16 protein-coding genes are annotated in these 21,071 nt (G+C 69.3%); 10 read left to right on the top strand and 6 right to left on the bottom strand.

Going from position 1 to position 21,071, the window contains the following annotated elements; all coding sequences use genetic code 11:
• The first annotated feature begins 65 nt into the window (after window positions 1–65).
• Window positions 66–689, top strand: coding sequence for an AAA family ATPase (locus tag CHC08_RS16585; RefSeq protein WP_089208283.1), 624 nt, complete (start codon window positions 66–68; stop codon window positions 687–689).
• A 158-nt stretch (window positions 690–847) separates the two neighbouring features.
• Here CHC08_RS16585 and CHC08_RS16580 read toward each other — a convergent pair whose 3' ends face one another.
• Complete coding sequence (locus CHC08_RS16580) at window positions 848–1,162, bottom strand: hypothetical protein (protein ID WP_143653238.1); 315 nt, start codon at window positions 1,160–1,162, stop codon at window positions 848–850.
• A 191-nt stretch (window positions 1,163–1,353) separates the two neighbouring features.
• On the opposite strand from CHC08_RS16580, the gene CHC08_RS16575 reads away from it, so the two are divergent.
• From CHC08_RS16575 to CHC08_RS16560, 4 genes are all read left to right on the top strand, one after another.
• The gene (locus CHC08_RS16575) at window positions 1,354–2,178 is read left to right on the top strand and encodes a helix-turn-helix domain-containing protein (RefSeq protein WP_089208186.1); all 825 of its coding nucleotides are present in this window, start codon (window positions 1,354–1,356) and stop codon (window positions 2,176–2,178) included.
• Window positions 2,169–2,363, top strand: coding sequence for a DUF397 domain-containing protein (locus CHC08_RS16570; protein ID WP_089208185.1), 195 nt, complete (start codon window positions 2,169–2,171; stop codon window positions 2,361–2,363). Before CHC08_RS16575 ends, CHC08_RS16570 begins: the two co-directional genes overlap by 10 nt.
• 304 nt (window positions 2,364–2,667) lie before the next feature.
• Window positions 2,668–4,761, top strand: coding sequence for a SpoIIE family protein phosphatase (locus tag CHC08_RS16565; protein ID WP_089208184.1), 2,094 nt, complete (start codon window positions 2,668–2,670; stop codon window positions 4,759–4,761).
• Window positions 4,762–4,992: 231 nt separating this feature from the next.
• Window positions 4,993–8,178, top strand: a complete 3,186-nt coding sequence (locus CHC08_RS16560) for an amidase family protein (protein ID WP_179282074.1) — start codon at window positions 4,993–4,995, stop codon at window positions 8,176–8,178.
• Between the two features lie 349 nt (window positions 8,179–8,527).
• On the opposite strand, the gene CHC08_RS16550 is transcribed toward CHC08_RS16560, so the two are convergent.
• The 3 genes from CHC08_RS16550 to CHC08_RS16545 form a co-directional block, all read right to left on the bottom strand.
• Window positions 8,528–10,000 (bottom strand): UDP-N-acetylmuramoyl-L-alanyl-D-glutamate--2,6-diaminopimelate ligase, encoded by a 1,473-nt coding sequence (locus CHC08_RS16550; protein ID WP_089208182.1) that lies wholly within the window; start codon window positions 9,998–10,000, stop codon window positions 8,528–8,530.
• 199 nt (window positions 10,001–10,199) lie between these two features.
• Window positions 10,200–10,352, bottom strand: a complete 153-nt coding sequence (locus tag CHC08_RS49605) for a hypothetical protein (protein WP_179282073.1) — start codon at window positions 10,350–10,352, stop codon at window positions 10,200–10,202.
• A gap of 210 nt (window positions 10,353–10,562) precedes the next feature.
• A complete protein-coding gene (locus CHC08_RS16545; RefSeq protein ID WP_089208181.1) occupies window positions 10,563–11,015 on the bottom strand; it encodes an Lrp/AsnC family transcriptional regulator in 453 nt (150 codons plus the stop codon).
• Window positions 11,016–11,129: 114 nt separating this feature from the next.
• On the opposite strand from CHC08_RS16545, the gene CHC08_RS51525 reads away from it, so the two are divergent.
• Entirely contained in the window at window positions 11,130–14,819 is a 3,690-nt protein-coding gene (locus CHC08_RS51525) for an indolepyruvate ferredoxin oxidoreductase family protein (protein WP_245878361.1), read from the top strand.
• Window positions 14,820–15,062: 243 nt separating this feature from the next.
• Window positions 15,063–15,818: a protein phosphatase 2C domain-containing protein gene (locus CHC08_RS16530; RefSeq protein ID WP_089208180.1), complete on the top strand. Its 756-nt coding sequence runs from the start codon at window positions 15,063–15,065 to the stop codon at window positions 15,816–15,818.
• Between the two features lie 126 nt (window positions 15,819–15,944).
• Here the strand turns inward: CHC08_RS16530 and CHC08_RS16525 are convergent, their stop codons facing one another.
• Complete coding sequence (locus tag CHC08_RS16525; RefSeq protein WP_089208179.1) at window positions 15,945–16,487, bottom strand: GNAT family N-acetyltransferase; 543 nt, start codon at window positions 16,485–16,487, stop codon at window positions 15,945–15,947.
• Between the two features lie 519 nt (window positions 16,488–17,006).
• On the opposite strand from CHC08_RS16525, the gene CHC08_RS16520 reads away from it, so the two are divergent.
• Entirely contained in the window at window positions 17,007–17,327 is a 321-nt protein-coding gene (locus tag CHC08_RS16520; RefSeq protein WP_089208282.1) for a plasmid stabilization protein, read from the top strand.
• A gap of 137 nt (window positions 17,328–17,464) precedes the next feature.
• Here the strand turns inward: CHC08_RS16520 and CHC08_RS16515 are convergent, their stop codons facing one another.
• Window positions 17,465–18,220, bottom strand: a complete 756-nt coding sequence (locus CHC08_RS16515; RefSeq protein WP_089208281.1) for a type 1 glutamine amidotransferase — start codon at window positions 18,218–18,220, stop codon at window positions 17,465–17,467.
• 195 nt (window positions 18,221–18,415) lie between these two features.
• On the opposite strand from CHC08_RS16515, the gene CHC08_RS16510 reads away from it, so the two are divergent.
• Window positions 18,416–19,231, top strand: a complete 816-nt coding sequence (locus CHC08_RS16510) for an inositol monophosphatase family protein (RefSeq protein WP_245878360.1) — start codon at window positions 18,416–18,418, stop codon at window positions 19,229–19,231.
• A gap of 432 nt (window positions 19,232–19,663) precedes the next feature.
• Complete coding sequence (locus CHC08_RS16505; RefSeq protein ID WP_218825334.1) at window positions 19,664–21,025, top strand: MFS transporter; 1,362 nt, start codon at window positions 19,664–19,666, stop codon at window positions 21,023–21,025.
• The last annotated feature ends 46 nt before the right edge of the window (window positions 21,026–21,071 follow it).

Below are 21,071 nucleotides of genomic sequence, written 5' to 3'. Positions count from 1 at the left end.
TCGCCACCCGGAAGGCCGTGAGACGCATTATGAGAGAAATCCCCCACCCCTGCGAGGTGCACGCAATGGCCACCACACCGGCCAGTCAGGCTTCCGTCGAAGACCTGAACTATCCAGCCGGGTCGCTGGTACTGCTCGCGGGACTTCCCGGCGCGGGCAAAAGCACACTGCTGGACCGGCTGTACGGATTACACGGCGACGAGCGAGAGCCGGTGCACACCGGCGAGGCATGGGTGATCGACTCACGCCAGTCCCGCAACTGGTGGGCGCGCTATCTCGGCCCGATCCCTCCGCGGGCCCGCATCCCGATCGTGCACGCCACCCACGTGTGGCGGATCGCCCGCGCGCTGCTCGGCGGCCACAGTGTCGTCGCGCACACCCGGGGCACCTGGCCGCACATCCTGTACGGCTTCGCCTGGCTGGCCCGCCGGGTCGGCAGCGAGGTCCACCTGATCATGCTCGACGTGGAACCGCGGATCGCGCGCGAGGGGCAGCGGTCCCGCGGCCGGGTCGTCACCGGCGCCACCTTCGCCCGGCACTGCCGGCGCTGGAGGGTGCTCATCGGCCGTGCCCGCGGCGGCGCCCTCCCCCCGGCCACCGGGGTCGTCGTTCTGGACCGGCCCGCGGCGAACCTGCTCCGGGCCATTCGCTTCGACGAGCGGCGGGGCGGGGAGCAGGACGAGCGATAGATCGGGCGGTCGCGCCGAACCGCCCGCGACGTCCGCGGGTCAGGGCCGGCGCCACCCCGGCGAGGGCTCCGTCCAGCCGCGTCCCGCCGGGTCGGCGGCGCCGGCTCCGACGATCGGCGTGACCGCCGGCTCCGCGCCGGCCGTCCCGCCCGCCGGGATCACGACAGCGCGCTGACGATCAGCTCGGAGCGCGGGTGGCTGTCCCGGAGCTCGGCGTAGCGGAGCGCCACTCCGCGTGCGGCGGTGGCCGGGTTGTCCACTCCGTAGACCGCGTAGAGCCGCCATCCGGTCCTCAGCGACACGCGCCCGGCCCACCAGCGGTAGACCATGCCGTCCGTCCAGACCACCAGATCGGCCCAGACCGAGACCAGGGCCAGGCCGTAACCGTCGTGGACATCACTCTCGACGCCCTGCAGAGCCAGCTCGTCCCTGAGCAGGCCGGCGGCGTGCATGGCGGGCGATCCCAGAAGCACCCCTTGGATGATCATGCCGTCCGCCCCCTCTTGGCATTCCACGGAAACGTTCAGCCGTTTCCCCTCCCAGAGTGCTTCCGAGTGATTACTTTTAGTAGTCGCACGGCTACGACGAGATACGTTCATCTCGATTCAGGTCGGCTGTGGAACCCACCCCGAAACATGTAGGACCGCGAAGGACGGGACCCCCCATGCCCGCACCGAAAGAGCTGGACCCGAGCACGAGCGTCACGGCCTATTGGGGCTCTGAGCTCCGCAGATTACGAGAGGCGATGGGCTGGAGCCAACAGGAGCTGGCGAAACGGACCTCTTACTCCACCTCCCTGGTCGGCCTGATCGAGACGGCCGCCCGCGCGCCGACCAGAAAGTTCGCGCAGAGGTGCGACGAGGTCCTGGAGACCGGCGGAGCACTCATCAAACTATGGCCGCTGATCGTCCGGGAGTCCTCACCCGCCTGGGTCCGCTCGCTCTTCGAGCTGGAGTGGGAGGCGCAGATGTTGCGCAACTACCAGTTCGCGGTGGTTCCGGGGCTGCTGCAGACCGAGGACTACGCGCGGGCGCTGACCCGGGCGGGCCGGCCGTTCGACACCGACCAACAGGTGGAGGAGATGGTCACCGTCCGTATGCAACGGCAGCGCCTGCTCGAGCGGCCGGACCCGCCGATCCTCTTCGTCCTGCTGGACGAGGCCGTACTGGCCCGGCCCATAGGCGGCCCCCTGGTCATGCGCGAGCAGCTCGAGCACCTCCTGAGGGCGACGACGCGCCCGCGGATCACCGTCCAGGTGATCCCGTTCGAGGTGGGCGCCTACGCCGGCCTTGCCGGGCCCATATTGGTGCTCTCCTTCAAGGGAGCGCCCAATATCGCCTACATGGAGAACGCGGAAGACGCGCAACTCCTCACAGACCCCTCCAGAGTCGACTCCCTGTCGGCTCAGTTCGACGCCCTGCACTCCAGTGCACTGCCACAGGCCGCCTCGGTGGCCTTGATCGAAAAGAGGATGAACGCATGGACCTGAACGGTGCCCAGTGGCGCAAGAGCAGCCGCAGCAACGGCAACGGTGGTGAATGCGTGGAAGTCGCCGCCAATCTCCCCGGCGTCGTCGCCGTCCGCGACAGCAAGAACCCGGCAGGATCCGCCCTGTTGTTCGACCCCGAGGTATGGGCCGACTTCCTGACCCGGATCAAAGCCGACTCCGTCTGACGAACATGCCGACCGGCCGGGGCACCCTCGGCCGGATCGTGCGCGGTCAGGCCACGCATGGCCCCACCCGGCCATGCTCGGCCGGAGATCGCCGTGGTGGTAGTGCTTCGAGGCCGCCGTCACGGTGTCGCCGGCTCAGGCGAGCCGCCGCGCGGCGGTTGACGGCGCTCGCCGACGGGGCGAGGCTCCGCGCTATGACCAGGGTCTCGCGGCCATATGTCCTAATCTGTTGTTATATGGATCTGATTAGGCACTAGTGCGAACTCATGCCGGTCCGTGCGAACGGCCCGGCCAGGGAGCCGCGATGGAACCTGTCCGGAGGAAAAGGTCCAGCGGTCTGGGCCTGAAGGTGTTCGATCCAGCACCGGTCGCCGTGACGGTCAGTAGGGGACATGACCACCGGCTGATATACACCAATGCCATTTTTAGGTCGATCTTCGGAGACAGACCGCTCGGAATTCCCCTTCGCGAGGCGTTCGACGACCTCATCGAGGAAAACTTCTCCGCTTACCTCGCGCTGCTCGACGAGGTCCTGCGAACCGGGAAACCGGTGAACGTCTCGGAAGCCTCCGTGACCATGGTCTACCCCGGAACGGAGCGCCAGGAGCGTTTTTTCACCTTCGGGCTCTCAAGGATCCTCCTCGACGGCAACGCGTTCGGGGTCCTGCAGGTGTTCATGGAGGTCACCGCGCAGGTCACCTCCGCGCGGCGCGTCCAGGCGCTCTCCGAAGAACGGTTCCGCCTGCTCCAGCGCTACCAGAGCCTGGGGAGGGTCGGCACCCAGATGGTGTGGGTGGTCGGGCCCGCGACCGGGGCCACCGAGCCGAGCCCCGGATGGCAGCAGGTGACCGGGCAGTCGTGGGAGGAGTCCCGCGGCGACGGGTGGCTGCGGGCCGTTCATCCCGATGATCGCGAACGGACCGTCGAGTCGTGGTCCCGGGCGCTCGAGGAGGTGCCCCCTCTCTGGGAGCACGTCTACCGGTTACGTCTCGTGGACGGCACCTACCGGCACTTCCAGGCGCGGGCCGTGCCCGTGCGCGAGGGCGACACCGTCGTGGAGTGGGTGGGCACCTGCGCCGACATCGAACAGCGGTGGCAGGAGGAACGGCGCCAGGAGCTGCTCAACCGCGCCGGCGCGGCCACCGCGGACATCACGCGCCTGGAGGAGATGCTCGCCGCGCTGGCCCACGTGATCGTGCCGGAACTGGCCGACGGGTGCGCCATCTACCTGCTCCCCGAGTCCATGGACCGCCCGGCGTACGCCCCGCTCATCGTCAACCGCGTCGCCGGCGCCGTACGGCCCGGTCTCCCCGAGCGGCCGGGGCGGCGCGAGGAGACCCTGGGTTCCAGCAGCGCGATCGCCGACGCGGTGCGCCGACGCCGCCCCATCCATCTCCTGTTTCCTCCGGGACGACCCCCGGAGGGGGTCGTGCCCGCGGACACCGAGTCGTGGCTGATCGCCGCCGCGGCCAACAGCATCGTCCTCGTGCCGGTCATCGTCGACGGCACCGTGGCAGCGGTGGTGTCCGCCTCCGTCTGCGGTGGGCGTCCGGCGATCAGCGCGACCGACGCCTCCCTGATAGGCCAGGTGCTCGACCACGGGCACACCCCCCTCAGCAACGCCATCGAGTTCCGGCGCACGCAGCGTGTGGCACTCGCGCTCCAGGACAGCCTGCTCCCCGATCCCCCGATCCTCCCGGACCTCCAGATCGTCGCCCGCTACCGGCCGAGCCCCGCGGCCGCCGAGGTGGGCGGAGACTGGTACGACTGCTTTCTCCTGCACGACGGCACCGTCATCCTGACCATCGGAGACGTGGCGGGTCACGACCTGCCGGCGGCCGTCACCATGAGCCAGATACGCAACATGCTCAGAGGGCTGTCCATCGACCGGCAGGAGCCTCCCGGAGAGATCCTGAGACGGCTGGACGGCGCCATCGGGACCCTGTACGGCGAGGAGACCGCGACCTGCGTCCTGGCACGCGTCGAGAGGTCGGCGAACGGCCCGCGGCGGCTGAACTACTCCGTGGCCGGACATCCACCGCCGCTGCTGGTCACCCACGACGGCGGCGGCCGCTTCCTCGAGGAGGCACCCAACCACCTTCTCGGGCTGCTCTACGATCGGCCACGCCTCAGCGCCGTCGAGCCGCTGCCGCCGCGCGGCACGCTGCTCCTCTACACCGACGGCCTCGTCGAGCGACCGGGGGAAGATCTCACCGACGGCCTGGAGCGACTGCGCCGCTACTCCGCGTCACTGGCCCGCGAGCCTCTGGAGACGTTCTGCGACAAGCTGCTGGCCGGGCTGGCCTTCGGGGGCAAGGACGACATCGCCATGATCGCGTTGCGGCTGCCCCCGTCCCCTTCCGCCGGGCTGGATCCACCCCCGTACCAGTCGACATGAGAACGGGTCGCGAGGCGGCCCTTTCACGACTCCCCTCCGGGGAGCACGGGTTCTCACCGTGGTCATGGGCTATCGCTGCGTTCCTGAGCCAATGGAAGGTTCCAGGTAGGCGGACGGCCGTAATAAACCAGTCAGTACGTCACGTTTCTCCCAGGGAACATATACGACATATCACCGTAATGGATGATCTATAGCGTCACGTGCAATGCCGGGTTCCTCAAGGAGCACGTGGTGCGCAAAGTCCTGATCTCCCTCCTCTCCCTCTCCCTCACTCTCGTCGCCGTGCAACCCCAGCAGGCCAACGCCAAGGTCGAACTCGACCTTGAGACGTTGACCGGTGCCGAGGCCATCTCCCTCATGGCCGCCGGCAAGCTGACCTCGGTCGACCTGACCAAGGCGTACATCGACCGGATCACCGCGCTGAACAAGCGCGGGCCCGGCCTGAACGCCGTCACGGGCCTCAACCCCAACGCGTTAAAGGAGGCCGAGGCGTACGACCGCCTGCGTAAGAAGGGCAAGTCGCTCGGCCCGGCCATGGGGCTGCCGATCCTGCTCAAGGATTTGATCGACGTCGAGGGCATGCCCACGACGGCGAACAACTGGTCGCTGCGCCAGTCCTTCCCGGCCTCCGACGCCGGCATCGCCAAGAAGCTGAAGGAACGCGGCGTCGTGATCCTCGGCAAGGTGGGGCTCTCGGAGTACGCCAACAGCTTCGGCTCGCAGCCCTCCGGGTTCGGCAACTACGGCGGCCAGGTCATCAACGGCATCGACGCCGACCAGAACCCCTCCGGGTCGTCGTCGGGCACCGGCGCGGCCATGGCCGCGGCGCTGTCGACGCTGGGCATCGGGACCGAGACCTCCGGTTCCATCATCTCGCCGTCGAGCACGCAGTCGCTCGTGGGTCTGCGGCCGACCGTGGGTCTCGTGCCCGGTTACGGCATCGCGCCCATCTCGGCCTCGCAGGACACCGCCGGTCCGATGGTCCGCACGGTCTCCGACGCCGCGCTCACACTGGCTTCGATCGCCGGGCCCGACCCGGTGGCCGACGCCGGGTACAAGGCCATGTTCGGCGACGACTACATCGCCAAGGGCATCATCCCGCCGCTCCCCGCGACGCTGCCCGACTACACCAAGGCCATCGATCTCGACTTCGTGCGCGGCAAGAAGATCGGGTACAACGGCACCCTCACCGAGGGCAGCCCGCTCAAGATCGCATACGACGCCCTGACCGCCGCCGGCGCCATCCTGGTGCCCCGCCCGCAGGCGACGATCCCCTCGCTGCCCGCGCTGCCCAACGGCTATGAGCAGCACAAGAGCATCGACTCCTACTACGAGCGGCTCGGCCCGCAGGCGCCGATCAACTCGCTGGTCGAAGAGGTGCAGGTCAACCAGACCGAAGCTCACCAGGCGCTCAAGTTCGGCAACGTCAACCACCTGAACTCGTCGCAGGCGGACGTGACCCCGGGTGGGGCCAACGAGCAGGCGTACCGGACGAACCTCGCGATCCGTAAGGCCGCCTGGCACAAGGCCATCGACGACATGGTGACGTACACCAACTCGGACCCGGCGCAGCCGGCCGACCCGGTGATCGCCATCCTGGGCAGCACGCCGAGCGCCCCGCAGGCCGGTTACCCGTCGATCACGATCCCGATGGGCTACACCGCGACCCAGCGGCGCGCCCAGAACGTGCAGGTCCACGGCAACGCCTACAGCGAGTTCAACCTGCTCGGCGTCGCCTACGTCATCGAGCAGGCCACCAAACTGCGCCAGCCGGCCAGCTTCGTGAACCCGAGCATGTACCGCTGCGCGAAGACGACCCCGGCTCCGCCGTTCGCCGAGCGCGGCGCCTGCAACCCCGGCTACGACGCCGTCCTCAAGGTGACCGGCTACGACTCCCGGCCGCTCGGTTTCTCGCTGGAAACCGAGACGGCGCAGAGCCTGATCCAGAAGCTGAACAAGGACGAGGTCTCGGCCGAGGAGCTCACCCGCGCCTACCTCGACCGCATCGCGCTGACCAACGCCGAGGGCCCGGCCACCCAGGCCGTCCGCGAGATCAACGCCGACGCGATCAAGGAAGCCCGCAAGCTCGACCAGGAGCGGTGGAAGTACCGCACCGGCGAGCCCACCAGCCCGAACGACACGCGCCCGCCGCGTCCCGCCCTCTGGGGCCTGCCGGTGCTGGTCAACGACACCATCGACGCCAAGTCGCTGTCGACCACGGGCGGCTCGATCGCCCTCCAGGGTCTCAAGCCGGCCAACGACTCCGCCCTCGTGGCGAAGCTGAAGGCCGCCGGCGCGATCGTGCTCGGCAAGACCAACGTCACCGAGCTGAACGGCGTCTTCGACGCCAACCTGCCGAAGGGCTACTCCTCGCTCGGCGGCCAGGTCCTGCTCCCGAACGACACCGACAAGACCCCGGCGGGTTCATCGGCCGGCGCCGCGGCGGCCACCGCCTCGGGTCTGGCCGCGATCACGATCGGCATGGAGACCTCGCTCGACTCGGCGCAGCTCCTCGCCCCGGCCGACGCGGCCGGTGTGGTGGGCCTCAAGCCGACCGTCGGCCTGGTCAGCACGACCGGTGTGCTCCCTGTGGCCAAGTCGCAGGACGTCCCCGGCCCGATCACCCGCAGCGTCGGCGACGCCGCGACGATCCTCAACGTGATCGCCGACCCGGCGAGCCCGGTCGACTACGCGAAGGACCTCAAGGCCGACGCCCTCGCGGGCAAGAAGATCGCCGTGGTGTCCAGCACGAGCGCCCCCTACCAGGAGGTGATCGCCAAGCTCCAGGGCCTCGGCGCGACCGTCACCCAGGTCTCGATCGCCACACCGGCCGCAACCGACAGCGTCGTCGCCACCGAGTTCAAGCGTGACCTGAACGCCTACCTCGGCGCGGCCAAGCCCGGCACGACGCTGCAGAGCATCATCGACTACAACAACGCCAACCCGGTCGAGGGCCTGAAGTACCAGCAGGGTCAACTGCTGGCCGCCCAGGCGATCGACCTGTCCGACCCCGCGACGAACGCCAAGTACACGGCCGACCTGGAGGCCGGCAAGGCCGCCAACAAGGCCGTCCTGGACAGCGTCCTGAGCGGGTATGACCTGATCCTGGTCCCGAGCGGCAGCAACGTGATCGGCTACGCCGACCGCGCCGGCTACCCCGCGCTCACCATCCCCGCCGGGTATGGCGCGCAGCAGAGCTCGTCGGGCCGCAACCCCATCGGGGTGACGCTGATCGGCGGCGCCTTCTCGGAGGCGAAGCTGCTGGCCGGCGGCTACGCGCTGGAGCAGGCGATCGACGACCGCCTCGCCCCCAGCTACACCAACCCCAGCATGTGGCGCTGCGTCCCGGAGAGCACCTTCTTCACGGGCGAGTTCTGCCTGCCGGGCGACCGCCTGGCTCCTCGTTACAAGGGCTGACCACTAGTTGAAGAGAAGGGCCCGCGGTCTCCTCCGCGGGCCCTTCTCTCGTTGCGGGGGTACGACCTGAGCTGCCCGTCTACTGCCTAACTGCGGGTGGAAAGGGCGCGGAGTCACCGGCCCCGGTTCGTCGGCGCAGATCACCGTGGTGCCTGGCGGCGGGTGGGTATAAAGGCCGACGACCTCGGCCCTTTTGGGGCGAAGTCCGGATCGGTGGAGGTGATCCACGAGCGGGTGTGCCGCCGGCGCACATGTTCCTTGAGCAGGATTCGGCGCAACCCTCAATCAGGAACGCAGCACTGTCACGGTGGTCATGAGCTCTCACGGTGGTCACGGGTTGTCGCGGTGATCACGCTCCGGCGAGTTCGCGAACCACCGCCATGTCGCTGAAGGGGAGCAGTTGCTCGCCGACGATCTGGTGGGGTTCGCTCCCCTTCCCCGCGACCAGGACGACGTCGTCCGGTCCCGCGGCGGACAGGGCGAAGGCGATCGCCCGGCGACGGTCGACGAAGCGCCTGAACGGCGTGCCGGTGCTCGTGAGGCCCGGGGCGATCTGGTCCAGGATCGTCTCGGGGTCCTCGTCGCGCGGGTTGTCGGAGGTGAGGACGCACAGATCGGAGTAGGTTCCGGCGATCTCCCCCATCTCGGCCCGCTTGGTGGTGTCACGGTCACCACCGCACCCGAAGACGGTGACAACCTGGCCGGAGGCGTAGCTCCGGATGGTCGTCAGGACCTGCTCCAGAGAGTCCGGGGAGTGCGCGTAGTCCACGATCACAGATGTGCCGGCCGGGGTCTCGAAGCGTTCGAACCGGCCGGGGATCGGCGGCATCCGCTCCAGCGCGGCGATCAGCCCGTTCAGGTCGTGTCCCAGGGTGTGGCAGGCCGCCACGGTGGCCAGGGCGTTGGCCACCGAGTAGCGGCCCGGTACGGGGATCGCCGCCGGATACTTGCGGCCGTCGTGGTGCAAGGTGAAACGCGTGCCGTACGCGTCCACGGTGAGGTCGGTGGCCCGATAGTCCGCCTCGGCGTCGAGGGCGTACGTGGTCACCTCGCCCGGCATGAGCGCCTGGATTCGCGCGCTCACCGGGTCGTCGGCGTTGACCACCGCGCGGCGGCACAGTCCCTGGAACAGGCGCAGTTTGGCTGCCTGGTAGTTCTCCATCGTCCCGTGGTCGTCCAGGTGGTCCTGGGTCAGATTGGTGAAGACCCCGACGTCGATGAAGGAGCGGTCCACCCGGTGCGTCAGCAGAGCCATCGACGTGGCCTCCAGCACCACGCTCGCGACCCCGCTGTCGCGCATGCGTCCCAGGAGATACTGGAGGTCCGGTGACTCCGGCGTGGTCAGCACCGACCTGGGCATCGGGATCGGCTCGTCGCCGATCCGGCTGCCGGACGTCCCGATGACCCCCACCTTCGCGCTCTCGGAGATCCGGAGCACGGACTCGACCATGTACGACACCGAGGTCTTCCCGTTGGTGCCGGTGACCGCGATCATGTCCATCTGCCGTCCCGGCTCGCCGTGGTAGCGAGAGGTCAGGATCGCGGCCGTCGTACGGACGTCCGGCACCTGGACGACGCACACACCCGCGGCCGACGCCGGAAGCGCCGGCGCCTCGCCGTCGACGATCACCGCGACCGCGCCGCGGGCAAGGGCCGGTCCGATGGACTCAGGACCGCCCTCGCGGTGGCCGGGCACCGCGATGAACAGCGAACCCGGTGTCACCCGGTCGACGTCGAAGCAGGCACCCGCGGTGATCGGTGTCTCCGGGTCGCCCCGGAGTACGTGGTGGTCGTGCCCGGCCAGTAGTTCGCTCAGCCTCACGGCGATTCCTTCGAAGATGCGCTCGGCCCGGTCGCATGGTCGGCAGCGCCGACGGCTTACCGGAAAGTGCGGGGATTACGGGAGATGGGCACTCCGCTGCGAGCCGGAGAAGACGGCTCGGCGTGGTAGACGGAGTCCTGCTGTGTTCTCGAAGAGGAGCACGCCGGAGACAGACGGCGGGGAGAGCCGTTGAAGATCGCTAACCGTGGCCGTGCAACACGCGGTGACCGGCCTCCGGCGTCTCCGCGTCGGCCGCGGTCGCCGGGCCGACACCCGTCGGGCCCGTAGTGGCCGAGCGCAGCGTGAAGGCCGCCTGCTGCGGGCACCCTCTCACGACGCTTGTACGACCCATGGGCTCAGTGTACGGCCGGGCGAGCGGATGAGGTCATATTCGGCCCGTCTGCCGGGGAGAAGCCGTCACACCTCGGGTGGGCCTCCGCCGGAATCTCAGCACGGCCGGCGGAGCCCGGCCCACACGGCCGGCATGGCGTCACCGCGGCAGGACGGTCCTCCATGGTCGGCATGGCGTCACCGCGGCAGGACGCCCTATATGGCCGACGCGTCACAGGGGCAGGACGCCGCCGGGCTTGAGGGCCTTCATGGCGATCTGGGAGGTGAGCTTGTCGAGGCCGGGCAGGCGGCCGAGCTCTTCCAGGCAGAGCTGGCTGTAGGCCTCCATGTCGGGCACTGCGACCCGCAGCACGTAGTCGGGACGGCCGAACATGCGCAGGCACTCGATCACGTCGTCGATCTCCATGACGGCCGCCTCGAAGGCCGTGACGGTCTCGGCGTCCTGGCCCACGAGCTCGACGTAGGCGACGACCTGGAAGCCCCGCCCCACGGCGGCCGGATCGACCACGGCACGGTAGCCGGTGATCACTCCCGACTCCTCAAGGTTGCGGACCCGGCGCAGGCACGGCGAGGGAGTCAGCCGCACGCGCTCGGCCAACTCCAGGTTGCTCAGCCGTCCCTCCACCTGGAGTAGGCCGACAATTGCGCGATCCGTCATATCCATGGCATCAGATGCTAACCGACCCCTTTCGGGCCGCAAAGATTGACATCGAATTTTGTTCGGTCTGACATAACCTTGCGGCAATCGAAGCTTGGCCGACCAGACGGGACAACGATCATGACGATCTTCGCCGACGCTCGCGAGGTGATGCCCGACGATCGGTACTCACTCGACGAGGGCCAGGTCTTCATGACCGGCACCCAGGCGATGGTCAGGGTGATCTTCGACCAGATGCGCGCCGACCGCCTTGCCGGCCGCGACACCGGCGCGATGGTGTCCGGTTACCCCGGCTCCCCGCTCGGCGGCTTCGACCAGGAGCTGGCACGCTCCCGCAAGTACGCCGAGCCGCTCGACGTCGTCCACCGTCCCGGCCAGAACGAGGAGCTCGGCGCCACCGCCGTGTGGGGCAGCCAGCTCGTGCCGTCCCTCCCCAGCCCGCGGAAGGCCGGCGTCCTGGGCGTCTGGTACGGCAAGGCTCCCGGAGTGGACCGCGCGGCCGACGCGTTCCGGCACGGCAACTTCGTCGGCGCCCACCCCGAGGGCGGCCTGATCGCCCTGTGCGGCGACGACCCGACCTGCAAATCCTCCACCCTCCCCTCAGCCACCGAGAGCGCACTCGCCGCTCTCGGAATGCCGGTCGTCCACCCCGGCAGCGTCCAGGAGCTGCTCGACCTGGGTCGCCACGCGATAGCGGCGTCCCGGGCCAGCGGCCTGTGGGTCGCGGTGAAGGCCGTCTCCAACGTCGTAGACGCCACCGGCACCGTGAACGTCGGGCATGACCGGGTCATCCCGGTCATGCCCGTCGTCGAATACGAGGGCAGGCCGTACCGGCACGCGCCCAACGCCACCCTGCTCACCCCGTGGTCGCTGGAGATGGAGCGCACGCTCGTCGGCCCGCGCCTGGAACTGGCCCGCGCCTACGCCCGTGAGAACGGGCTCAACCAGATCACCGCGGACCCCCGCGACGCCTGGCTCGGCATCGCCGCCTCCGGCACCGCCTACTACGACGTGCGTGAAGGACTCCGCAAGCTCGGCGTCACGCCGGAGGAGCTCGGCATCCGTCTCCTCAAGGTCGGCATGCTCTGGCCGCTGGAGCCCCAGATCGTCCGGACGTTCGCCCGGGGGCTGGCGGAGATCCTCGTCGTGGAGGAGAAGACCCCGCTGCTGGAGGGTCAGGTCAAGGAGATCCTGTACGGCACCGCCGACGCCCCGCGCGTCCTGGGCAAGCTCGACGAGAACGGCGCCCAGCTGATCCCGTACGCGGGGGCCGTCGACGCCGACCTGGCGGCCAAGGCCGTCGCCTTCCGCCTGCGCCGCAGAGGCCTCACCGGCCTGATCAGGACCGGGCCGGACGGAGCCACGACGGAGCTCGCCGTCCGCACCACCGCGAAGCTCACCGGCCTCGCCATGGCCGGGCCGGCCGGCTCGGTCACGGCGGAGCTCACCGGTCCCGCCGGAGCGGAGCCGGGCACACCCGTGGCGGAAACCAGCGGTCCCGCCGGTGCGGAGACGGCCGGGCCGTTCACGGCGGAGCTCGGCGACCGGGTCGCCAGGGGCCTGTCCGTGATCTCGCGCCCGGCTCCGCTGAAGCTGCTCGGCCCCGCCCGTACCCCCTTCTTCTGCTCGGGCTGCCCGCACAACCGCTCCACCGCCGTCCCGGACGGCGCGCTGGTCGGCGCGGGGATCGGCTGCCACACGATGGTGGTGCTCAACCCCGAGAGCAAGGGCACGCTCACCGGGCTGACCCAGATGGGCGGCGAGGGAACGCAGTGGATCGGCCAGGCGCCGTTCACCGACGTCCCGCACATCTTCCAGAACCTCGGCGACGGCACCTTCCACCACAGCGGCTCGCTCGCGGTCAGGGCCTCGGTCGGCGCGGGCGTCAACATCACCTACAAGCTGCTCTACAACAGCGCGGTCGCGATGACCGGCGGCCAGAAGATCACCCCGGCCCTCTCCGTGCCCGAGCTCACCCGCTGGCTGGAGATCGAGGGCGTCCGCCGGATCATCGTCACCACCGACGAACCCGAGCGCTACCGAGGCGTCAAGCTGTCGAAGATCGCCGAGGTCCGTGACAGGACCGCGCTGGACGACGCGCAGCGCGAGCTGGCCGCGATCACCGGCGTGACCGTGCTGATCCACGACCAGCAGTGCGCGGCCACGAAGCGCCGGGAGCGCAAGAAGGGCAACCTGCCCGATCCGGCCAAGCGAGTGGTGATCAACCAGCGGGTCTGCGAGGGCTGCGGCGACTGCGGGCAGAAGTCCGAGTGCCTGTCGGTGCTGCCGGTGGAGACCGAGTTCGGCCGCAAGACCGAGATCCACCAGTCGTCCTGCAACAAGGACTACTCCTGTGTGGAAGGCGACTGCCCGTCCTTCCTGACCATCCTGCCCGCCAAGGGCAAGGTCAAGTCCGGCAAGCGCGCCGCCGTACCCACTCCCCCGACTATGCCCGCGCCCGAGGCCCGCGCCGGGGAGACCATGATCAGGATGGTCGGCATCGGCGGCACCGGCGTGATCTCGGTCGCGCAGATCCTCGGCACCGCCGCGATGCTCGACGGCAAGCGGTCACGCGGGCTCGACCAGACCGGTCTGGCCCAGAAGGGCGGCACGGTCGTCTCCGACATCCTGATCTTCGAGGGTGACGGCGACCGTTCGGCACAGGCCGGTACGGCCAGCGTGGACGCCTACCTCGCGCTGGACCTGATCGGCGCCACCGATCCCAAGCACCTGAGCGCCGCCGACCGTGACCGGACCGTCGCCGTGGTCTCCACCAGCCTGATCCCGACCGGTTCCATGGTGCTCGACCCGTCCACGCACGTCACCGAGGTCGGCTCGCCGATCGGCGCACTGGAGTCGCGGACCCGGCGCGAGCTGAACGTCTACCTCGACGCCGAGGAGGTGGCCCAGGCGCTGTTCGGCGACCACATGCCGGCCAACACGATCATCCTGGGAGCGGCCTGGCAGCGCGGGCTCATCCCGCTCAGCCTGGAGTCGATCGAACGGGCCATCCGGCTGGGCGGCGGCAAGGCGGCCGACAGGACGATCGCCGCCTTCCACTGGGGCCGCGCCGTCGTCGCCGACCCCGAGGCCGTGGCGCGGGAGACCCGTCCCCCGGCGTCGGCCGAGCAGCCCCCGAACCCCGAGACGACCCGCCTCGCGGACTCGATCGCCGCCCCCGGCACCGAGCTGCACCGGATCCTGACGGTCCGGATGGCCGACCTCGCCGCCTACCAGAACCACGGCTACGCCACCCGCTACGCCGACGCGGTCCACGCGGTCCACGCCGCGGAACGGCGGATCTCCGCCGAGCGCTCCCCGATCACCGAGGCCTACGCCCTCCACCTGCACCGGCTGATGGCCTACAAGGACGAGTACGAGGTGGCCCGCCTGCACCTCGACCCGGCCGAGCGGGCGAGGATCGCCGCCGAGTTCGGCCCGGGGGCGAGGGTCTCCTACAACCTGCACCCGCCGGTCCTGCGCGCCATGGGCATGAAGCGCAAGATCCGCCTCGGCGCCTGGTTCGATCCGGCCTTCCGCCTGCTGTACGGCATGCGCGCGCTGCGCGGCACCCCGCTGGACCCGTTCGGCCTGGGCGGGGTGCGCAGGACCGAGCGCGGTCTCGTCGACGAATACACCCGCGACGTGCACCTCGCCCTGGCCCACCTGCGCCCGGAGACCGAGGAGCAGGTCCGCGAGCTGGCCGAACTGCCCGACGTCATCCGCGGCTACGAGCACGTGAAGCTCCGCAACGTGGCCGTCTACCGCGCCTCCGCCAAGACCATCCTCGATCGCCTGACCGGCGCCTGAGATCCACGCACCCCTGGCGGGCGTTGATCTCAAACCATGGGCCCCCGACCTCATGCGCCGATCGGCAATCCTCGATCCTGACCTACAGGGCATCATGAAGGCGTGGAGCTCGCCAGCCCGTACGACGTCTCGCCCCGGACATGATCCGGCTCCCGGGCGGTTACGTGGAGGTCATGCTCGCGGCACTCACCGCCGACATGTCCACGTTCGCCTACCGCTTTCCCATCCCTGACCAGGACATCCGTGCACATCACCTATGAGACCGCTGCGGCGCCCGGCCGGCCGCGTAACGAGGACTATGTGATCGGCGGTCCGACGTGGGTCGCCGTGCTCGACGGTGCCACCGCCCCGGCCGGGGTCGATTCCGGCTGCTTCCATGACGTCCCGTGGCTGGTCGCCCAGCTCGGCGGTGCGCTGGCCCGCCGGATCGCGACGCGGCCCGGGGAAAGCCTGCCCGACATCGTGGCCGGCGCCATCCGAGCGACGATGGCGGCCCATGCCGGCACCTGCGACCTGGCCAATCCCGACAGCCCGTCGTCCACGGTCGCCGTGCTGCGCGAGCGGGGAAAACTGGTGGACTACCTGGTGCTCTGCGACTCGCCCATCGTGCTCCAGCGCACCGATGGCACGCTCACCCTGGTCGACGACGACCGGACCGACCACCTGCCCGGCGGACGTCCGTACAGTCTCGAACTGGTCCGGGCGTCGCGGAACCGACCCGGCGGATTCTGGGTCGCCTCCACCGCGCCGGAAGCCGCGTACGAGGCGCTGACGGGGTCGGTCGGGCTGGACACGGTGAGCGGCGCGCTACTGGCCACCGACGGCGTGACACGGCTGGTGGAGTGGTACGACCACACCTGGGAGCAGATGGTGTCCACGGCCGCCACCGCCGGACCCGGGGAACTGATCGGACTCGTGCGGAAGGAGGAGCGCGAGCGAGGCGCACCCGGCTTCGCGAAGCGGCACGACGACGCGACAGCGGTGTGGCTCTCCTGGTGAAGCCCCCGCCATCCGGCGGCGAGGGATGGCCCCGGACAGCGGAAAACCCCGGCATCGCGTCCGGGGTTCTCGTACGTTCGGGGGCCAAGCGCTGAAACCGTGATCCACAGAGCCTCGACCCGTGGATCAGCCGCCGTGGATGACATCGAATTCACCGCGGGTGATCGCCAGGACCCGCACCGGCTGCCCGTGGGCCGGGACCACCGTCTCCCGTTCCCGGCGCATGCCCAGCTTCTCCATGACGCGGGCGGACGCGTGGTGGTCGACGTGGCAGATGCTGATGATCCGATCCAGGCCCGCCTCGGTGAATCCGAAGCGCAGTGCCTCTCCGGCTGCCTCGGTGGCGATACCCCGGCCCCAGAAACGCCGTCCCAGCCGCCAACCGATCTCCACCGCCGGCAGCACCTCGGGCAGGAAGCCGGGGACCGCCAGCCCGGCCCAACCGGCCAGCTCCCCGGTCTCGCGCAGCTCCACGGCGAATATTCCGAAACCACGCTCGTCCCACCCCCGCTCCATGGACGCGAGCGCGGTCGCGGTCTGCTCCCTGGTACGGACCGAGCCGTCACCGATGAAGCGCATGACCTCCGGATCTCCGTCGATCACGGCCAGCGGGTCCAGATCCTCCTCACGCCAGCGACGCAGCACCAGCCGCTCGGTTCCCAATTCCATCGCCGATCGATCTCTCCTCAGCCGGGCCGCCTTCGGGCATCCGATCCCGCAGATACGGCGAAGGCGCCCAAGACCCGTTTGTGGCGACGGCCCTGGACCCCTCTTGATCGCACTATATGTGGAGATCGACGACCAGATCGAAGGAAATTGGCGCATGGACAGGCCACCGCCGAGCTGGTCTGCCCGCCGGCGGCCTAGGTGCGCTCGGCTACCATTCCGCGGCCCGCCCCGGCGCGCTCCCAGGCCATGACGGGCCTCGCCGATCCGAACCAGAGAAGTCTCCTACCGTTGCTGACCCATTACCCACAACGATGGATCATGGGTGCGTAGTGATCACCCCTCCAACCCCACGGGCATCGAAAGCCGCGTAGCCGACAGTGCGGCCTTCGGTCGGACACGGCTTTCGGTGCCCTCTTACTCTCCGAGGGGATTCGGCCGCTGCCCGAATGCCGGGACAGCATTGGGGCATGGACCCGGATAAGGGCACACGTGACGAAGGATCGAGAGAAGGAGATCGTCATGCCTCGGGGATCGAGTCCCAAGCGGGAACGGCAGTACGAGCACATCAAGGACAGCGAACGCGAGCGCGGCGTGAGCGAGAAGCGGGCGACCGAGATCGCGGCCCGCACGGTGAACAAGGAGCGGGCCAGAGCCGGTGAGTCGCGGACCGCGAGCCGTACCTCGACCCAGGACATCTCCTCATCGCGGCGCGGCGGGCTGCGCTCGCACTCGGGCGCCGGCGGCCGAACGCGGGACCAGCTGTATGCCGAGGCCAAGCGTCGCGGCATCGAGGGCCGTTCGAAGATGACAAAGGCCCAGCTGGAGAAGGCGCTCAGCTAGAGCATCCGACGGTGTGGACTCCTGTGCGCCCGCCACCGGTCGTACGAACAGGCCGTCATCCCCGCCGGTCGAGCGGCGGGGATGACGGCCGAGGTGAAGCGCTCGGCAGGGCTGTCGGCCCGAAGGCAGCGCCGCGCTTACCGTGTCCGGCCCCATTCATGAGCGGCGGTGTGCCGGCGCGCGAGAGCACCAAAGCGCAGGGCTACCTTCCGCCAGACCGACGTGGAAGCCGGCTCGTCGCAGACCGCCCGGGCATACAACTCGGCGGGATCGATTCCCAGCGCGCACAGAGGCTCGGCGTTCCACCGCCGGATGCGATCGGGGCCGATCTCGGGATGAAACTGCAGCCCCCATGATCGTGGCCCGACGCGAAAAGCCTGGTAAGGGCACTGTTCCGTCTCAGCCAGCCAGACCGCCCCCGGAGGCAGCCGGGTGATCGAGTGTTTGTGGTGCTGGATCGCGTGAACGACCTCGGGCAGGGCGTGAAACAACGGATCCTCATCCGCCGCCGGCCTCAAGTGGATCGCGGTGCTGCCCTGCTCCCGCACCTCACCTGCCAACGCGCCGCCGGCCACCTTGGCGAGCATCTGGCCGCCGAGGCAGATGCCGAGCGAAGGCACCTGGTTCTCGATCGCCTGTTTCATCAGCCTCATGACCGGCGTCAACCACGGCGCACGTTTGTCGTCATCGAGCCGAAGACCGCCGCCGAGCACGACGATCGCGTCGTGCTCAAGCCTCTCAGGGACGGGCGCCCCGGCGAAGGCGGCCACCAGGTCCACCTCCAGACCCGACTCGCCCCACCACTCGCCGAATCGGGCAGGGCCGCTGCCGGCGGCGTTCTGTATGGCGAGCATGCGGACCGCGCGAGGCTTCCGGCGTGAATCGACGCGCATGTATCGGGGCACCTCCACTCGGGCACAGCTGATCGAAATATCCCCTGAGCTGGTCCGAGAAACCGTCTGGCAGGGAATCAGGTCGCGCGCTCAGGCCCTGGGAGGGGCGGTGAGGCCTCCCGCGCTGCGCCCGGACGGTGTCCGTTTCAGCGGGCGCGGGTTCGCTCCCGAGAACGGCCGAGTTATCCTGCACGCATGCCGATCATGGACGCGAGAACCGATGCGGAGCTGGCCGTGGCCGCGGCGCAGGCGGGAGCAGCCGTGGTTCGCGGCATGTACGGGACACAGCTGACGCGGTTCGAGAAGTCCGCCGGTGACTTCGCCACGGCCGCCGATCTCGAAGCGGAGAGGGTCATCCTCGACCTCCTTCGAACCGCACGGCCAGGTGACGCCGTGACCGGAGAGGAGAGCGGGCGAACGGGCGCGGATGACACGGAGCGCATGTGGCTGGTCGATCCTCTGTGCGGCACGCTGAACTACGCCGTACGGAACATGCTGGTCGCGGTGAACGTCGCCCTGCGCGTGGGGTCTGACATCACCGTGGCGGCATCGGCCGACCCGTTCGCCGAAGAGGTGTTCTGGACGGACGGCGAACGCGCCCACGTCCGCGCCGGCGGCGTGGATGAGAAACTCACGCCGTCGTCCGATTCGCGGCTGGTGGATGTCAACCTCGACCCACCGTTCCCGAACGGACCGGGCTTCCGGGCGGTCCGCCTTCTCGCCGACGCCGAGTTCGCCGAGCGGTTCCAGCCGCGGGTCGTCTCCACCACCCTGGCAGTGGCCTGGGTTGCCGCCGGCCGCAGAGCCGCATATGTCACCGACGGTCACCTTCGTGACAGCGTGCACTTCGCCGGCGGAATCGCGCTGTGCCAAGCCGCCGGATGCGTGGTGACCGGCCTCCACGGCCAACCGCCGCACACCGGTGCGGGCGGGCTTGTCGTGGCCGCCGACCAGGAGACGCACACCGCGCTGCTGCAGATGATCGGCAATCAGGTCTCATCCGATCGATAGCCGGCCGGACAGCGAATCGCGCCGAAAAAGATCTTGTGGTTACGGCGAGGAAACACCCTTGTAATGTACGAACTAGTGAGTTAGTTTCTACCGCACGAGCTCTGATGGAGGAGCCACCCGGCAGCCGGCATGCTGCGATCGCGAACGCAGGGTGCGACGCCGGACAGGTGGCGACCTCCATCGCGAGATTCGCCGTCCTCATAGTTAACTATCTAGTTCGTCCCTCACTGTCGCAGGTCCGTCTGACGAATCCGCTCACGCGGGAGAGCCTCGCGGCCGAGCGATCGAACGGCACCCCCCGTCGCCCCCCGCACCCGGTCCGTGGAGGCTTGACCTGGTCATGCCCCCGCCACGACATCAAGCGGGCGTCCGCCCCCCGGCACCGATCGTCTCGCCGTCGACGCATCGGAGCATTCGCAGAGGAGAACCACCTTGACCACAGACCCAGCCGGCTCCGGCGCGGCCGCTCCCATCGCGCAGGGCAAGCCCCGGAAGGCGGCGCTCGCCGCCTGGATCGGGAGTGCGCTGGAGTACTACGACTTCTTCATCTACGGCACCGCCGCGGCCCTGGTCTTCAGCAAGATCTTCTTCCCCTCGTCCTCCCCCGCCACCGGGACCCTCCTGGCTCTGGCGACGTTCGGCGTCGGCTACCTCGCTCGCCCGGTCGGTGCTTTTGTCCTCGGGCATGTCGGCGACAGATTCGGCCGCAAGAAGGTCCTGGTCTTCACCCTGGTGCTGATGGGGATCTCGACCTTCCTCGTCGGCTGCCTGCCCACCTACGACCAGGTCGGGGTGCTCGCGCCGGTGCTTCTGGTCGTTCTCCGGCTGATGCAGGGCTTCTCGGTGGCCGGCGAGCAGGCCGGCGCGAACTCCATGACGCTTGAGCACGCTCCGCCGAACCGTCGCGCGTACTACACGAGCTTCACCCTCAACGGCACCCAGGCCGGTCAGATCATCGCGACCGCGATCTTCCTGCCCATCGCCGCCCTCCCCGAGGAGCAGCTGCTGTCCTGGGGCTGGCGGGTGCCGTTCTGGCTCAGCATCATCGTCGCCGCGGTCGGGCTCATCATCCGCCGCACACTCGAGGAGACCCCGGCGTTCGAGCAGGAGGTCGCGACCAACCGCGTCGCCAAGCTGCCCCTGGCCGCGCTGTTCCGGACGCACAAGGTCGATGTCCTGCGCGTGGTCGTGGCCGCGGTGATCGCCTCCGTCAGTACGATCTTCACGGTCCACGCCCTGTCCTACGCGGTCAACACGATCGGGCTGGAACGTTCGCCCATGCTGTGGGTCGGCGTCCTCGCCAACGTCGCGGCCGTGATCACGATCCCGCTGTGGGGAAGGTTGTCGGACAGGATCGGGCGCAAGCCGGTGTTCATCGGCGGCTCCCTGGGCTGCGCCGTGCTGATGTTCGCCTACCTGGGGTCGATCGCGGTCGGCGACTACGTCCTGATCTTCCTGGTCGGGATCCTCATGTTCGGCGTCGTGCACAGCGCGACCAGCGGGGTGTGGCCTTCCTTCTACGGCGAGATGTTCAGCACCCGGGTCCGCCTCTCCGGTATGGCGATCGGCACCCAGATCGGCTTCGCGATCGCCGGGTTCGCCCCCACGATCGCGACCGCGATCGCCGGAACGGGTGAGGACAGCTGGCTCGGCGTCTCGATCTTCATCGCGGTTTTGTGCCTGATCAACGTGGCCGCGGTGGCGACCGGGCGCGAAACCTACAAGGTTCCCACCGAGGATCTCGGCGTGAAGCCGGGAAGGATCTCCTCGGAGCCTGCGGCGGCCTCCGCCTGACGACGGAGCCTGACACCGCCGTCCGACGAGCGGGGCCTGACGACCG

The sequence above is a fragment of the Streptosporangium subroseum genome (assembly GCF_900188345.1).
GTDB lineage: Bacteria > Actinomycetota > Actinomycetes > Streptosporangiales > Streptosporangiaceae > Streptosporangium > Streptosporangium subroseum.
Note: the sequence above shows the minus strand (reverse complement) of the source record. Positions and strands in the feature narration are given on the sequence as shown.